Raw genomic sequence first — 15,593 nt, forward strand, 5'->3', positions numbered from 1 at the left:
GGGCTGCCGCATGCGGTGGTAACGGCCCAGCACGAGGAGGAGGTGGTTCATCGTGACGGCGATCGACAACCCTATGGGGGGTACCCCGCACATGACCGCGCAAACCTTTCCGGATATTTCCGCGGCACCGGCCGCGGCGCCGCCGGTGCGCCGGACCGAACCGTATATGCGCCTGCAATGGACGGATTCGCTGACGGGCGCGGTCGGCTACCTGGTGGTGCACACCCTGCGGGCGGGCCTGGCCACCGGCGGCACGCGGATGCGGGCCGGATGCTCCTTGCGGGAGGTCGAGGATCTGGCACGCGGGATGGCCGATAAGACCGCCACCTTCGATCTCCCGGTCGGCGGGGCCAAGGGCGGTATCGATTTCGACCCGAAGGATCCACGGGCGATCGGCGTGCTCGAGCGATTCTGCGAGGCCATGCGCCCCTGGCTGGACATGCATTGGGTGACGGCGGAGGACCTGGGGGTTCCGCAGCATCTGATCGACGAGGTGTTCGAGAAGCTCGGGCTCGGCCAGAGCTACCATGCCGCGATCAGCCGCGCCGCCTACCCGGCCGCGACTCTGGAGCGGGTCCGCAGCGGGCTGAACGCGGCAGTGGAGGGCGGGTTCCTGCTGGGCGATGTGATCGGTGGCTACGGGGTTGCGCATGCCTGCCTCGCCGCCGCGGTATGGCGAGGCCGGGCTCCTGCCGAGACGACGGTCGCGATCCAGGGCATCGGCACCATGGGCGGTGCTGCGGCCTACTACCTGCACGAAGCCGGTATGAAGGTCACCGTGGTGGCCGACGCCGCCGGCGCGCTGTACTGCCCGGACGGGTTGGATATCCCGGCGCTGCTGGATCTGCGCGACGGCTTCGGCGAGGTCGACCGGACACGGCTGCCCGCAGGTGTCGAACAATTACCGCGCGCCGCGGTGCTCTCCGCCGAGGTGGATATCCTCGTTCCGGCGGCGATCTCCTACGCGATCACTCCGGACAATTCGTTCGATATCCGGGCCCGTGTCATCGTGGAGGCGGCGAATGCGGCGACGACCCCGGAAGCGGAGGCCATGCTCGCCGCCCGCGGCGTCCCGGTTCTTCCGGATTTCGTCGCGAACGCGGGGGCCGTGGCCTGGGCATGGTGGCTGCTTCTCGGCGAGGTCGACGACAATCCGGACACCTCCTTCGACCGGCTGCGCACCACCATGCACAGCAAGGTCGCGCAGTTGCTGGCCGCGTGGGCCGAGGAGGGGGTCACGCCGCGCGAGGCGGGCCACCGCCTGGCCGACGAACCGGCGCCGTCCGCTGTTTCCGGCCCGGTCGTCATCCCCTGAACAGGGTGCCTGCTGTCGCAGGTCCGGTCGCGCCGGACCACCGTGGCGATCACCCGGGCGGTGATCGCCACCCGGCGCGTTCCGCGGCACGCCTTTGTGCCTTGTTCTGCCGGAACCTGTCGGTCCCGCGGAGTACGCTCACACGCGCCGGCGTGGCGGTGACGACATGGAGGTACGTGTGATGGACGTACTGCTCGGAATCGGGACGCGCAAGGGGTTGTTCCTGGCGCGTAGCAAGGACGGTCGGTCGAACTGGGAGGTCGGTGAACCCCAGTTCGCCGTCGCCGATGTGAAGGCCTTCGCGATCGATACCCGGCGGTCCACGCCGCGCCTGCTCGCAGGCGTGCTGGACAGCCATTTCGGCCCGACCATGGTGGTCAGTGACGACTTCGGTGTCACCTGGAGCGAGCCGGACGATGCGCCGCTGGCCTTCCCGGAGGACACCGGGGCGGCACTGCAGGGTGTCTGGCAGATCGCGCCCGCCACCGCGGCGGAACCGGATGTGGTGTACGCGGGCGCCGAACCGGCTGCGCTGTTCCGCTCCACCGACGGCGGCCGGACATTCGAGCTGGTTCGTGGCCTGTGGGAGCATCCGCACCGGCCGGAGTGGATGCCGGGCGGCGGTGGCCTCGCATTGCATACGATCCTGCCGCATCCGGCGGATACGCAGCGGATGGCCGTCGCCATCTCCACCGGCGGCGTCTATCGGACCACCGACGGCGGGGCCTCGTGGAAGCCGGCGAACAAGGGGGTCACCGCCGATTTCATGCCCGGTGAACTGCCGGAATGGGGACAGTGCGTGCACAAGGTCGCACTGGACGCGGATACGCCGAGCACCCTGTACCTGCAGAACCACGGTGGTGTTTTCCGCAGCACCGACGACGGCGTGAGCTGGCAGTCGATCGCCGGCGGTTTACCGCCCGCCAACTTCGGTTTCCCCATCGTCGCGCATCCGCGCCGCCCCGGTGTGATCTACACCTTCCCGCTGGACGCGGAGATGGAGCGCTTCCGATTCCCGCCGGATGCCCGCTGCGCGGTGTACCGCAGCGAGGACGGCGGCGATACCTGGTCCGCGCAGACGGATGGGCTCCCGGAGGAGCCGTTCTGGGCGGCGGTCATGCGTGATGCCATGAGTGCGGACAACGCCGACCCGGCCGGTATCTACTTCGGGACCCGCAACGGCGAGGTCTATTGCAGCGCCGACGAGGGGGATCACTGGAAGCTCGTCGCCGACAAACTGCCCGACGTCCTGTGCGTCCGCGCCGCGGTCGTGGGATAACGCCGTGGCCCGCGTCCATCTGCCGTCGATGCTGCGCACCTACGTAGGCGGCGACAAGGTGATCGAGCTGGACGGCGCGACCCTGCGCACGGTGCTCGACGGATTGCGTGAACGGTCCGCCGGGCTCGAACGCCGGCTGCGCGACGAGAGCGGGCAGCTACGTCGCTATGTGAACTTCTACGTCGGCGACGACGAATGCCGCACACTCGCCGGCCAGGACACACCGGTCGATGCCGAAACCGAGATCATGATCATCCCGTCGGTCGCCGGCGGGTGAGTGTGCGGGCGCCGGCTACTCCCCGTGAACCGGCGATTCCGCGCCGCTTCGAAGTCTCGTGTCGGATCGGTATCCGCAAGCCCTGCTGACATGTTCGCGTAGGAGGAGTCATGCGTATCGGTGTGCCCAGGGAACTCAAGGACCACGAGTACCGAGTTGCCATCACCCCGATCGGTGTGCACGAACTGACCAGCCAAGGGCATCGGGTCGATATCGAGAAAAACGCCGGACTCGGCTCCTCCGTCACCGACGACGAATACGCCGCCGCCGGCGCGCGGATCGTCGACCGCGCCGAAGATATCTGGGGCCGGGCCGATCTGGTGCTCAAAGTGAAGGAGCCGATCGCGGCCGAGTACCCGCTGCTACGGGAGGGCCTGGTGCTGTTCACTTACCTCCACCTCGCCGCCGACCGCCCGCTGACCGACGCACTCCTCGACCGAGGTGTCACCGCTATCGCCTACGAAACGGTCCAGCTGCCGTCGGGCATTCTGCCGCTGCTCTACCCGATGTCGGAGGTCGCGGGCTGCCTTGCCCCCCAGGTCGGCGCCCACTCGCTGTTGAAGGCGCAACGCGGGCGCGGGGTGCTGATGGGTGGGGTCGGGGGCGTGGCCACTGCCCGTGTGGTGATACTCGGCGCCGGGGTCGCCGGTCAGAACGCCGCTAATATTGCCCTGGGGATGGGCGCCGATGTCACGCTGCTCGATACCGATCTCGGCAAGCTGCGGATGTCGTTCTGGCGCTATCACAACCGGGTTCACGGGCTCGCGTCCTCCCGCCTGGCCATCGAACAGCAGGTCGAGCAGGCGGATCTGGTGATCGGCGCGGTGTTGATTCCGGGAGGGACGGCGCCCAAACTTGTCGGCAACGACCTGGTCGCGCGGATGAAACCGGGCTCCGTACTCGTCGATATCGCCATAGATCAGGGCGGATGCTTCGAGGATTCACGGCCCACCACGCATTCCGAGCCCACCTTCCCGGTGCATAATTCGACCTTCTACTGTGTGGCGAATATGCCCGGTGCCGTACCGAACACCTCGACCTACGCCCTCACCAACTCGACCCTTCCCTATGTGGTGGCCCTCGCGAACAAAGGCTGGCGCGCAGCGCTACGCGCCGATCCGGTGCTCGCCAAAGGTCTCAACACCTGTGCCGGTGGCATTACCAGCGAACCGGTGGCAGATGCTCATCGGCTCACGCCCGTCGCGCTCGCCGATGTTCTCGACCGTCAGCAAGGGCAGTAGCCGCGGTTCTACGTGTTCATCCGCCCCGGGCTGTCGCCCGGACAACGGGGCGCCGGCCTGCGAGACTGGATCGAATACATACGCGGATATCGCCGCGTACCGCGCTGCCTCCACCGCCGGTTCGCAGTGCAGGGGACCGGCGGACCCGAGTGAAATGAGGTGTTGCGGATGCCCGCTCCCCGATGGATCGCTCGCGCAAACAAGGCCGGCCTGAACCGGATCACGAAATTCATCGCACCGTGGGCGCCGGGCTGGGCGGTTGTCGTTCACCGCGGGCGCCGCTCCGGCCGGATATTCCGGACCCCGCTGTGGGCCTTCCGCCGGGACGACGGATTTGTGATCGCCTTGACCTACGGCGCCGAATCCGACTGGGTGCGTAATGTTCTCACCGCAGGTGGTGGTGAACTCGAGTCGCGACGACGGCGCTACGCGGTCGGCTCGCCGCGCGTATACCGGGACGAGTCCGCCGGCGATATGCCGCCGTTCATCCGGTTCATGCTGCGCCGGGTGATCAAAGCACCGGAATTCCTCCGGGTCGACGTGATCGCCGAGCGGGGCACCTCGAAGTAGCTCGCCACGCGGCCACGGCAATGCGCGGACCACGGTACGGTGAAGTAGCTGCCGGAGGTGGCCGGGACGGCGGGTACGGTCGCGGGGGAGAAGCGGTCCCGGCATCCCGATGCCGGCGCACAGACGAGCGAGGTGGACTGTAGTGCTGTCGACGCCGTGGTCGCGGGAGATGGGTTTGCGGGCCCCGATAGTCAACGCCCCCATGGGGGGTGTGGCCGGCGGCCGGCTCGCGGCGGCAGTGACCGCCGCTGGTGGTCTGGGGATGATCGGGATGGGCAGTGCCGGGTCGGTTGCCCGGTTGTCCGATGAACTGGAATTGCTCGGTGCGCTGTCGGGTCCGTTCGGCATCGGTCTGGTCGATTGGGTGCTGGCGCGGGAACCAGGGCTGCTCGAAACCGCTCTCGCCGCGCGGCCGACGGTGATCTCGATCGGCTTCACCGACGATTTCGCCTGGGTGCCGCGGCTGCACCGGCACGGTGTCGTTGCGGTGACCCAGGTCTACGACGCGGAACAGGCCCGTCGCGCTGCCGGCGCCGGCGTGGATGTGCTGGTCGCCCGGGGCGCCGAAGGCGGCGGTCATGGGGCGCCGCTGCTCGGTATCCTGCCGTTGCTCGATACCGTGCTGGACGTGGTGGATGTGCCGGTCCTGGCGGCCGGCGGGCTCTGCTCCGGGCGGACGCTGGCCGCGGTGCTCGCCGCCGGTGCCTCGGGGGCCTGGCTCGGAACCAGGCTGTCGGTATGCACCGAGGCGCTCACCCCGGACCGTGCACGCGCTGCGCTGGTGCATGCGGGGGCGACCGATACCGTGACAACGCGCGTCTTCGATATTGCGCAGCAGCTGCCCTGGCCGGCGCGTTTCCCCTCGCGGGTACTGCGCAACGATTTCACCGGGCGGTGGGAGCACAGCGAAGACGCCCTGACCGGGAACACGGTGGCCCGCGACGAGTTGGCCGCGGCGTCGGCAGCCGACGATCCCGCGGTGGCCCCGGTCGACGCGGGCCAAGGTGTGGGGATGGTGACCGAGAGCGCACCGGTGGGCCAGGTGATCGACGAACTGTGTTCGACCGCGGAGCATGCGCTGCGCGGCTGGTCCAGCCGCTGAACCCAGCATTTCTACGGTGTTCGGCCGAGGATTCAGCCCACGGGCGCCGAACCGTAGGAACGCAGTTGCCTGCTCAACACCAGAGCGCTCGCGAACAGGGCGAGCGCGACCGCACACCACGGTGTGGCGAGCCCCCATCGGGTGCCGGCCGGCAGCAGATCTATCAGGAACCCGGTGAGCGCGGATCCGACCAGTACGACGAGTCCGCCGATAGAGGAGAGAAGACCGTAGTATGCCCCGAGGCGCCGCTCGGCGGCGATGCGCGGCACCAGATCTCGGGCAATGGGAACCGTGATCATCTGTCCGAGTGCCAGGAGAAGTACGAATGCGGCGGGCGGGATCAGTGCGGGCACGCCATGGAGTTGCCTCGGCGAGAGCAGAGCCATCACCACGAATGCCGTGGCCGTGACGGTCAGTCCCACGGGCAGGGCCGTGATCGTGCGCACCCGGCGGGTGATCGGCAGTTGGGCGATGACGAAGAACGCCGACGCCAGGGCGAAATACCAGCCCAGCGGGGCCTGCGACCCCCAGGCGCGCTCGAGCTCCAACGGCAACAAAAGATACAGCTGGTTGTATCCCAGCAGCTGGGAGCTCATCGCGACCGCGAAGAGTAGAAAGGTTCTGTTCGCGACCACTTCCCGCCATCCGTCGAGCCATCCGTCAGTGGCGTGGGGACCGCGCCGCGCGGGGAGCAAGCGCAGATGGACGACCAGCAGGACGACGAAAATACCCGCCGCAACCAGGCAGGCGACGGAGAAATCCGCCACCAGCAGCAAGGATCCGAGCAACGGTCCGGTGAACGAGCCGACCTGACCGCATACGGCGAAGAGTGCGAAGGCATCCTTTCGGGACCGGCCGCCGTGCTCGGCGCTTCCCGCCGCGGTAGCGAGGGCGGACTCGACAGCCGGGGAGAACAGCGCGCCGGCGAACCCCGTCAGGAGGGTGGCCACCACGATTGCGGGCACCGACCCGGCGAAGGCCAACCCGGTGAAGCCGAGGATCCGGCACACGCAACCGGCGGCGACCACCGGCTTCACACCCCACCGGTCCGCGAGTGAGCCTCCGATGAAGAACAAACCCTGCTGGGAGAACGTGCGGAGCCCGAGGATCAGGCCGACGAACGCCGCCCGCAGGCCGAGATCCTCCGTCAGGTGCACAGACAGATACGGCAGCACCATGAAGAAGCCGGCGTTGAACGCGAGTTGCGTGAGAACGAGGAGCCGGACGATCGGCGTCGCGGAACGTAGACCGGTCAGCAGAGACCACCGGCGGCCGAACAGTCGACCGGTGGGCGCCGAATCCGACGTCGGCGCGGCCGGCCGGTCGTCAGCGTGCGGCGACGGCAACGGGACCTGGTTCGAACAGGATCGACAACCGCCCCGTCGACTCGTCGACCAGAACCTCGGCGCGGACGTTGTATACCTGGGCGATCAGTTCGGAGGTCAACACCGCGACAGGTTTTCCGCCGGCCACGACCCGGCCCTCCTTCAAGACGATCACCGTATCGCAGAACATGGCGGCGAGGTTGAGGTCGTGCAGGGCGATCACACTGGTGACGGGTAGCCGGGCGACAAGTGCCAGCAACTCCAGTTGATGGTGGATATCCAGATGATTGGTCGGCTCGTCCAGCAGGAGCTCACGGGGTTCCTGAGCCAGGGCGCGGGCGATCTGGACACGTTGCCTCTCCCCGCCGGAGAGCCGGTGCCAGAGCCGGTTCACTTTCGAGGTGAGCCCGGTGTGCTCGAGCGCGGCCGTCACTGCCGCATTGTCGGTGGTGGGGTTTCCGCCGAAGGCTGTCCGGTGCGGGATACGCCCGAGGCGGACGACGTCGCCGACCGTGATGTCGAGGTCGGTATCGGCGTGCTGGTTCACGACGGCGACCGCGCGCGCGATCTCTTTGCGCCGCAGGGTGGACAGATCGTTGCCATCGAGGGTCACAACACCTGCTGTCGGGCGCACGACACCGTTGAGCAGATGTAGTAGCGACGACTTCCCGGACCCGTTCGGCCCCAGCAGTCCGACAGTCTCGCCCGGTGCCGGTGCCACCGTGACTCCGTCGACAACGAGCGCACCGCCACGGTTCCAGGTGACGGTATCCGCGTGCAGGGTCACCGGACTCTCCTCCGGCGCGACAGGATGATGATGAACGCCGGAACACCGACCAGCGCGGTACCCACACCCACCGGCAGCGGGGTGGGCGCGAAGGCGACGCGGGAGACGGCATCCACCCACACCATGAAGACCGCACCCAGCATCGCTGTCGCAGGAACCAACAGGCCGTGCCGCGGCCCGAGCAGGAACCGCGCCGCGTGTGGGAGCACGAGTCCGACGAACCCGATCGCGCCGGCGACGCTGACCAGGGTCGCAGTGATGACCGCCGTGACGACCAGGAGCACCAGCCGGAACTTCGCGACGGAGATTCCGAGCGATGCCGCGACCTCGTCACCGAACGAAAAAGCATCGAGGACGTGCGCGTAGTACAGGCACACCGCGGTCCCGAGGAGCACCACCAGCGCGCAGAGCCTGACATCATCCCAGCGGACGCCTTCGAGCGATCCGAGCAGCCAGAACATCACCCCCCGAGTCTCGTCGGAGTCCGCGAACGCGAAGATGACGAATGAGGTCAGCGCCGAGAACAGCTGCGTACTGGCGACACCCGCGAGGATGACGCGGTCGTTGCTACCGCCGGAAAGGTGGGCGAGCAGCAGTACCAGCCCGAACGCGACCAGCGCTCCGAGGAACGCGCCGCCGGACAAGCCGATCGCGGCGCTGCCGACACCGAGAACCCCCACGATCACGGCACCTGTCGACGCGCCGGACGAGATGCCCAGGACGAACGGGTCCGCGAGCGGGTTGCGCAGGAGCGACTGCATGATCACGCCGCAGATCCCGAGCCCGGCGCCGCACGCAGCAGCCACCAGCGCCCGTGGGAGCCGCTCCTCCCAGACGATCGCGTTCTTCGCCGTCCGCACCGGAATATCGGCGAGACCGAGGTGATTGAGCAGGACATCACGGACGTTCACCAAGGAGATATTCGCCGGGCCCAGAGTGATGGCGACGAGTACCGACAGCGCGAGCGCGAGGGCTCCGCCGATTGTGATCAGCGATCCGAGGACCCATCTTCGCCCCTGAATCGGTTCGGGGGCGACAAGATCGCTGCGGTCGCGGGTGGCGGTCAGCGGGGGACCTGCATATCGCGAAGGCCGGCGGCGATCTTCTCGAGGCCGTCGACGGCCCGGATCGACGGGTTCATCTCGGCACCGTGCAGGGCAATGTATCGCTGGTTGCGCACGGCGTCGAGGTTGCGCGTCACCGGGTCGGATTCGAGGAAGGCGATTTTGTCCGCCAGGAGGTCTCCGGGGAAGCGGGCGCGCAGTAGGTCGCCGAGGACGAGGACATCCGGGTTGCGTTCGACTACGGTCTCCCAGCCGACAGCGGGCCAATCGTCGGTCAACTCCGCGAACACATTGGTGGCACCGACCGACGTGGCGAGCAGGTTCGCCGAGCCGAGGCCCCCGGCCACATAGGGGCTCTTGGTATCGGCAAACCAGAACGCCATCGACACGTTCGACTTCTCGATATCGGCGAGGGCGGCAGTCTCACGGCTCTGCAGCTCGTCGACGAGTTGCGCGCCCCGGTCGTTCACATCGAAGACGGCGGCGAGTTCACGGATCTCCTGATACAACGCGTCCATCGTCAGTGGTGCCGAGCGCTTGCCGCCACCGTTGACGCTCACACCGTTATCGCAGTCGGTCGGCGACAGGTACGACTCTATCCCGGTCTCCTCGAACCGGCTTCGCTCGGCGACACCACCTTGTTCGAAATGCCGTCCGAACGACGCGGTGACGAAGTCGGGATCGGCGCCCAGGACGACCTCGTAGGTTGGTGCGTTCTCCGCGAGGCGGGGTACCGAGGCGTGTGCGGCTGCCAGATTCTGGCGAATGGGATCGGTCCACGAGGCGGTTCCCACTATGCGGTCGCCGAGACCGAGCGACAGCAGGATCTCGGTCGAACCCTGATCCAGCGAGGCGACTCGCTTCGGTGTGGCGTCGACGGTGACCGTTTCCCCGCAGTTGTCGAGGGTGAGGGGGTAGGCAGTACTGCCTTCTCCGGCGGCTACGGGGCCGCGGTCGCCGACCTGCTCGGATTGCCCGCAGGCGACAAGTGTGCTCGCCAGCACAGCGGTGACGGCCACGAGGCCGATCCGGCCCATGGAAATCTTCACGTTCGTCACGGCTTTCTGCTCATCGAATAGGGTGGCGCCCCGCGCGATCACTGTGCGGCCGAAAACCACCACCTGTACCGAGGAAGCAGGCGAACGCTAACACAAGTAAACCTAACCTAAATAATGCGGTGTAGTCGCTGGTCGGGTTTGGTCACTCGCGTGGGGATGTCGAAGTAGCGCGCGAGTCCGTGGGGGATCGGCCGGCCGAGATCATCTGCGGGCCCACCACTTGAATCCTGCCGGGTCGGTGCGCTTTCATTGATATAGAAAGGTATTTGATCAGCGAGTATCCGGATGTCGTGTCCGGGAGGAGGCGCGGTTACGCGTCTCGGGTAAGCCTCGCTCTCGGCGGTGTCGCCGGAGCCGGGCGCCTCCGACCAGGTTTCGGTGCCCAGCCGGCGGCGTCCAGTCGGGTGTGCGGAGAGCAGGGTGTGGCCTGGGGAGTACGGCGAAACAACAGCACTCCGTTTCGGAGGTTGATCATGACGAAAAAGTTCGACGGGCGTATCGCGCTGGATATCCGTGATTCGGTTGCCGATTGGGCGCCCTTCATCGCGCCCGAGGCGCCGCCGGACGCACCGAACATTTTGTATGTCGTGTGGGACGATATCGGGATCGGCACCTGGGACTGCTACGGCGGCCTGGTCGAGATGCCGAATATGAAACGTATCGCCGACCGCGGCGTCCAGTTCACGCAGTTCCACACCACCGCGCTGTGTTCCCCCACCCGTGCCTCGCTACTGACCGGGCGGAACGCCACCTCGGTCGGTATGGCGACCATCGAAGAATTCACCGACGGATTCCCGAGTATGTGTGGCCGGATACCGGACGATACCGCGTTGTGCTCGGAGGTCCTGACCGAATGCGGGTGGAATACCTATGCGGTCGGGAAATGGCATATGACCCCGCTCGAGGAAGGAAACCTCGCGGCGTCGAAACGGCATTGGCCGCTGGGGCGCGGGTTCGAGCGGTTCTACGGTTTCCTCGGTGGCGAGGCCGATCAGTGGTATCCGAATCTGGTCTACGACAATCACCCGATCTCGCCGCCCTGTATCCCGGAGGACGGGTATCACCTGTCGGCGGATCTGGCCGACAGGGCGATCGAATTCATTCGCGACGCGAAAGTTATCGCGCCCGATAAACCTTGGTTCACCTATTTGTGTCCGGGTGCCGGTCACGCGCCGCATCATGTGGCGCGGGAATGGGCCGACAAGTATCGCGGCCGATTCGATATGGGTTACGAGGAGTATCGCGAAATCGTGCTGGCGAATCAGAAACGCATGGGCTTGGTCCCGGAGAACACCGAGCTGTCGCCCATGAACCCGTATTCGGCGGAGACCGGTGCGCAGGGCACACCGTGGCCCGCGCAGGACACGGTGCGGGAATGGGATTCGCTGTCGGAGGACGCGAAGCGCCTGTTCGGCCGGCAGGCGGAAGTGTTCGCGGGGTTCCTGTCCTATACCGATGCGCAGATCGGCCGGCTGCTCGACTATCTAGAGGACAGTGGTCAGCTGGACAACACGATCGTTGTCGCGCTCTCGGACAACGGCGCCAGTGGTGAGGGAGGCCCGAACGGGTCCGTCAACGAGATGAAATTCTTCAACGGCTATATCGACACGATAGAGGACAGCTCCGCCCAATTGGAAGAGTTGGGTTCGCCGACCACCTACAACCATTACAGCATCGGGTGGGCAATGGCGTTCAATACTCCGTACAAGCTGTACAAGCGATATGCTTCGCACGAAGGCGGGATCGCCGACCCGTGCCTTATATCCTGGCCTGCCGGGATAGCGGCCCGCGGCGAGTTACGCCACCAATATGTCAATGTCTGCGATATTACGCCCACCGTCTACGATCTGGCAGGCATAACGCCCCCGGGCGCGGTGAAGAATGTGGTGCAGCGTCCTTTGGAGGGGATCAGTTTCCGGGGGGTGTTCGAGAACGCCGAGGCCGATGTCGGTAAGCACACCCAGTTCTATTCGATGCTCGGTACGCGTGGTATCTGGCATCGTGGGTGGTTCGCCGATGCGGTGCATGCGGCATGCCCCTCCGGTTGGGGACATTTCGACACCGACCGCTGGGAGTTGTTCCATATCGAGGAGGATCGCAGCCAGATACACGATCTGGCCCGGGTTCACCCCGAGAAGCTGGAAGAGCTGAAAGCGCTGTGGTTTTCGGAGGCTCGAAAGTACAGCGGAATGCCACTCAACGATCTCGACATAGTCGCCACAATGATGCGCGACCGCCCCTCGTTCGCCAAGAGCCGGGACCACGCCGTCTATTATCCCGGTCTCGCGGAGGTGGGGCCGGGCGCGGCGCTCGAGGTCAGGGGCCGTTCGTTCGCGCTGCTCGCGGAGGCGACCGTCGACGGCGCCGATGCGCAGGGCGTGCTGTTCGCCCACGGCGGGCGCCTCGGCGGGCATACCCTGTTCGTTCAGGACGGCCACCTGCAGTATGTCTACAACTTTCTCGGCGAGGAGGAACAGACAATTGTGTCCGACCGGCCGGTGCCGTCCGGCGATCACATCTTCGGGCTCCGATACGAACGACGCGGAACCCGATCCGACAGTTTCACGCCGGCCGGTGCAGCCACGCTCTACATCGACGAGGATCCGGTGGGTTCACTCGACGATATGCGGATCCAGCCCACTGTATTCTCCGGTGTGGGAGAGGGGATCCGCGTGGGCCGTGACAGTGGGCAATCGGTCAGCGGACGGTATCGGTCGCCGTTCCCGTTCACCGGAGGAACCGTGCACCAGGTCATCGAGGATGTGACGGGCAAGCCGTACCACGACCTGGAAATGGCGGCAGCCGAGGCATTCTCGCGCGATTGAAGCACGAGCCTACAACTACCGGGAGGCGCCGCCCAGGTATAGCGGTGCGACGGACACGGCCGCGCTGGAACTCGGCCGGGCGGCATCGATCCTCCCGCCCGGCGCTGCCGAGTTTGCGGCGGCCGCGGTGGGGTTCGGGTGATCACGCACTACCGGGGACGCGGCCATCCTCGATATTCGTATCCACTGATGCGCTACCTCGGTGGTCTCCGTCCAGCAGCTGCTGGACGATATCGCCGAAACGTAGCAGCACTTGATCGGAATGTGCGCGGGAGTTGGGGGCTTCGAAGATTCGCAGAGCAGCGCCGAGGCCCATCAACGCACTCACTGCCATTTCTGCCCGCAACCCGGCGTCGTCATCGCCCCCGAGCCGTTCGGCCAGCGCATCGAAGTAACCATCGGTGAACTTTGCTTGGATCGTGGCGGGCTCGGGGGCGGTGAGTCGCAGCATGATTGCGCGTCCCAGCGGCTCCACCGCATTCGCCTGCATACGTTCTATGATGTTCCGGACCAAGGCTCGGCCGAGTTCTTCGTCCGGTATTCCGGTCAGTTCGAGTGGCTGGACCTCGGCGACCTCGTGAAAGATTTTCTCTTTGCTTCCCCCCACTTTCATCACCATTGCGGGTGACAGGTCCGCGGCCAGGGCGATATCGCGGATGGTTACGTGGCGGTAACCGCGTTCCGCGAACAGTTTCGAGGCCGCCGCCAGTGCGGCATCCCGGGCTCGCGTCACCGCGCAGCAACCCTGTCCGAGTGTGGTGTCGCCGGCATTCGCGTGGCGGGTTCCCCGAGCTCGATATCGAAGTGACGAGCGGAGCCCCAGATCGTGATTGCCTGTGCGGTGGACGAGGTGCCCGTGAAGGCGGTGAGGATATATCTCCCGTTCTGCGGAAGCGGCAATTGGTAATCTCCGATCACGCCGGTCTCGGTCGCCCCGACGGCTTCTCCTGTTTGCCGGGTGAGTACCACATTGGCACCCGGTACCGGCCCGCTCGCATCGGCCACTGTGCCGCCCATCATCAACCGTTCCTTCAGCACTATCGCCTCGATTCTGCCACCGGTGTCGATGTCTACCAGGCGGGAGTCCGGTGTCCATCCGTCGGCTGCGGTGACCAGCAGGTAGCGGCCCGGGCCGGGAACGGCGACCGAGAAGTGGCCCGTGGAGTCCACCTGACTCCAATCGACGTGGTCCGCGGAGGGGGTGAATACTGTGACGACCGCGTGACCGATCGGCCGTCCGGAGCGGTTGAGCACTTTCCCGCCGGCCACCGCCCCGTGCGAATGCTCGGAGGTGTCGAGGTCTTCGATGTTCTCGTCCGGTGTTTCCCGGAGTTTGGTCATTGCCAACGCGATGATCGCGGTGATGAAGCAGGCCCCGGCGGAAATCCAGAACAGCACGGTGAAGGCTTCGAATGAGGGAAACACCTGGTCGGCGACGCGGATCGTGCTCATGGTGGCCACCGCGGCCATCACCGAGCTGGACAGGGAGGTGCCGATGTATCGCAGCAGGGTGTTCAGTCCGTTCGCGGACGCCGATTCCGTCAGCGGCACGGCGCGCATGATCAGCGTGGGAAGGGCAGCGTAGGTCATCGAGGTTCCGGCGGCCACCAGCACCGAGCCGATGACTATCTGCCAGAGGTTGTGGCTGAGGAACACGCGACCTACATAAGAACTCGCCATGACCAGCGTTCCGGTAAGCAATGTCGCCGCTGGGCCGTACCGGCGGATGATCTTCGCGGACACCGGCGCCATCGCGCCGAAGACCAACGCGATGGGCGCCATCCACAGTCCGGTGTGCAGGATGTCGTAACCGAGCCCGAACCCCGAACTCACCGGCAGTTGCAGCAACTGGGTGGTGACGAGCATATTCGCGAACATGGCGAAGCCCAGTAGCAGCGAGGCCGCGTTCGCGAGCAAGACAGCCGGGCGAGTCGCGATCCGGACATTCACGAGCGGATTTCTGACTCGGAGTTCGAGCGGTACCCAAGCGATCAACAGAGCTGCGCCTGCGCCGGCAATGGCCAGGGTGGTACCCGAGGTCCATCCCCAATGCGCGCCTTTGGACAACGCGAGCATCACTGCTGTCAGGGCGACCGATCCGATGATCGCGCCCCGGTAGTCGAACGACCCGCCGGTCTTGACCGGAGATTCGCGGATCACTCGCCAGACAGCGACCAGGACGACAACGCCCACTACTCCGGTTACCCAGAAGATGGCATGCCAGTCCAGATGCGCTGCGATCAGACCGGACAAGGGGAGCCCCGCGCCGGAACCGATCGCCAGGCTGGCGCTCATCAGTGCTACTCCGAGCGGCATCCGGTCGCGCGGCAGCTCGTCCCGGAGTATGGCTATACCTACTGGTATGAGGGATAGTCCGACACCCTGTAGCGCGCGGGCGATGATGATGAGCATGAGCTCGGTGCTGACAGCGCCGAGGACGGAGCCGAGCACCATGATGGCCAATGCGACCATCATCATCCGCTTCTTTCCGAACATATCGGCGAGCCTGGTGACGGTGGGAATCGAGACCGCGCCGAAGAGCAGGGTCGCGGTTACCAGCCAGGACGCGTTGTCGGCGGTCGTGTTCAGGAGGTCGGGAAGTTCGGGAAGCAGGGGAAGGACGAGCGTTTGCTGGAGGGAGACGACGGTGCCGGTGAGTGCCAGGGTCGCCATCACTGTCCGGCTCCGTGAGCCTTCGGAAGTCGTGACGCGGTTTCGAGCGCTCACACAAGAACCCTTTCGTTCGGGGT

13 protein-coding genes are annotated in these 15,593 nt (G+C 66.2%); 7 read left to right on the top strand and 6 right to left on the bottom strand.

Going from position 1 to position 15,593, the window contains the following annotated elements:
• Positions 1 to 49 precede the first annotated feature (49 nt).
• The 6 genes from NS6_RS00550 to NS6_RS00575 all read left to right on the top strand — a co-directional run bounded on the left by NS6_RS00550 (position 50) and on the right by NS6_RS00575 (position 5,784).
• Positions 50 to 1,315 (top strand): glutamate dehydrogenase, encoded by a 1,266-nt coding sequence (locus NS6_RS00550; RefSeq protein ID WP_371859291.1) that lies wholly within the window; start codon positions 50 to 52, stop codon positions 1,313 to 1,315.
• 166 nt (positions 1,316 to 1,481) lie between these two features.
• Positions 1,482 to 2,594 carry a WD40/YVTN/BNR-like repeat-containing protein gene (locus NS6_RS00555; protein WP_245669077.1) on the top strand — a complete coding sequence of 371 codons (1,113 nt, stop codon included), beginning with the start codon at positions 1,482 to 1,484 and terminating at the stop codon, positions 2,592 to 2,594.
• A gap of 4 nt (positions 2,595 to 2,598) precedes the next feature.
• Positions 2,599 to 2,871 carry a MoaD/ThiS family protein gene (locus NS6_RS00560; protein ID WP_218024240.1) on the top strand — a complete coding sequence of 91 codons (273 nt, stop codon included), beginning with the start codon at positions 2,599 to 2,601 and terminating at the stop codon, positions 2,869 to 2,871.
• 110 nt (positions 2,872 to 2,981) lie between these two features.
• A complete protein-coding gene (ald, locus tag NS6_RS00565; protein WP_068035193.1) occupies positions 2,982 to 4,112 on the top strand; it encodes an alanine dehydrogenase in 1,131 nt (376 codons plus the stop codon).
• Positions 4,113 to 4,280: 168 nt separating this feature from the next.
• Positions 4,281 to 4,682, top strand: coding sequence for a nitroreductase family deazaflavin-dependent oxidoreductase (locus tag NS6_RS00570; RefSeq protein ID WP_068035196.1), 402 nt, complete (start codon positions 4,281 to 4,283; stop codon positions 4,680 to 4,682).
• Positions 4,683 to 4,824: 142 nt separating this feature from the next.
• Positions 4,825 to 5,784 (top strand): NAD(P)H-dependent flavin oxidoreductase, encoded by a 960-nt coding sequence (locus tag NS6_RS00575; RefSeq protein ID WP_068035202.1) that lies wholly within the window; start codon positions 4,825 to 4,827, stop codon positions 5,782 to 5,784.
• A gap of 32 nt (positions 5,785 to 5,816) precedes the next feature.
• Here the strand turns inward: NS6_RS00575 and NS6_RS00580 are convergent, their stop codons facing one another.
• From NS6_RS00580 to NS6_RS00595, 4 genes are read right to left on the bottom strand one after another with little or no spacing between them, the layout of a single operon-like run.
• Positions 5,817 to 7,130, bottom strand: coding sequence for an MFS transporter (locus NS6_RS00580; protein WP_245669078.1), 1,314 nt, complete (start codon positions 7,128 to 7,130; stop codon positions 5,817 to 5,819).
• On the bottom strand, positions 7,111 to 7,896 hold the full coding sequence (locus tag NS6_RS00585; RefSeq protein WP_068035204.1) for an ABC transporter ATP-binding protein: 786 nt from the start codon (positions 7,894 to 7,896) through the stop codon (positions 7,111 to 7,113). The genes NS6_RS00580 and NS6_RS00585 overlap by 20 nt, the downstream gene beginning before the upstream one ends.
• Positions 7,893 to 8,918: an iron chelate uptake ABC transporter family permease subunit gene (locus tag NS6_RS00590; RefSeq protein WP_068035948.1), complete on the bottom strand. Its 1,026-nt coding sequence runs from the start codon at positions 8,916 to 8,918 to the stop codon at positions 7,893 to 7,895. Before NS6_RS00590 ends, NS6_RS00585 begins: the two co-directional genes overlap by 4 nt.
• 41 nt (positions 8,919 to 8,959) lie before the next feature.
• Positions 8,960 to 10,009: an ABC transporter substrate-binding protein gene (locus NS6_RS00595; RefSeq protein WP_245669103.1), complete on the bottom strand. Its 1,050-nt coding sequence runs from the start codon at positions 10,007 to 10,009 to the stop codon at positions 8,960 to 8,962.
• Positions 10,010 to 10,491: 482 nt separating this feature from the next.
• Between NS6_RS00595 and NS6_RS00600 the strand changes: the two genes are divergently transcribed.
• Positions 10,492 to 12,843: an arylsulfatase gene (locus NS6_RS00600; RefSeq protein ID WP_068035205.1), complete on the top strand. Its 2,352-nt coding sequence runs from the start codon at positions 10,492 to 10,494 to the stop codon at positions 12,841 to 12,843.
• A gap of 142 nt (positions 12,844 to 12,985) precedes the next feature.
• Here the strand turns inward: NS6_RS00600 and NS6_RS35090 are convergent, their stop codons facing one another.
• The gene (locus NS6_RS35090) at positions 12,986 to 13,576 is read right to left on the bottom strand and encodes a TetR/AcrR family transcriptional regulator (RefSeq protein ID WP_068035206.1); all 591 of its coding nucleotides are present in this window, start codon (positions 13,574 to 13,576) and stop codon (positions 12,986 to 12,988) included.
• The gene (locus NS6_RS00610; protein ID WP_084470500.1) at positions 13,573 to 15,516 is read right to left on the bottom strand and encodes an MFS transporter; all 1,944 of its coding nucleotides are present in this window, start codon (positions 15,514 to 15,516) and stop codon (positions 13,573 to 13,575) included. Before NS6_RS00610 ends, NS6_RS35090 begins: the two co-directional genes overlap by 4 nt.
• Positions 15,517 to 15,593 lie beyond the last annotated feature (77 nt).

The organism is Nocardia speluncae NBRC 108251, from assembly GCF_001613245.1.
Lineage (GTDB): Bacteria > Actinomycetota > Actinomycetes > Mycobacteriales > Mycobacteriaceae > Nocardia > Nocardia speluncae.

Bases quoted from the DNA above. Each gene is read 5' to 3' on its own strand.
- NS6_RS00555 (WP_245669077.1), top strand. From the start codon at position 1,482: ATGGAGGTACGTGTGATGGACGTACTGCTCGGAATCGGGACGCGCAAG.
- NS6_RS00610 (WP_084470500.1), bottom strand. From the start codon at position 15,516: ATGGCGACCCTGGCACTCACCGGCACCGTCGTCTCCCTCCAGCAAACG.
- ald (WP_068035193.1), top strand. From the start codon at position 2,982: ATGCGTATCGGTGTGCCCAGGGAACTCAAGGACCACGAGTACCGAGTT.
- NS6_RS00600 (WP_068035205.1), top strand. From the start codon at position 10,492: ATGACGAAAAAGTTCGACGGGCGTATCGCGCTGGATATCCGTGATTCG.
- NS6_RS00570 (WP_068035196.1), top strand. From the start codon at position 4,281: ATGCCCGCTCCCCGATGGATCGCTCGCGCAAACAAGGCCGGCCTGAAC.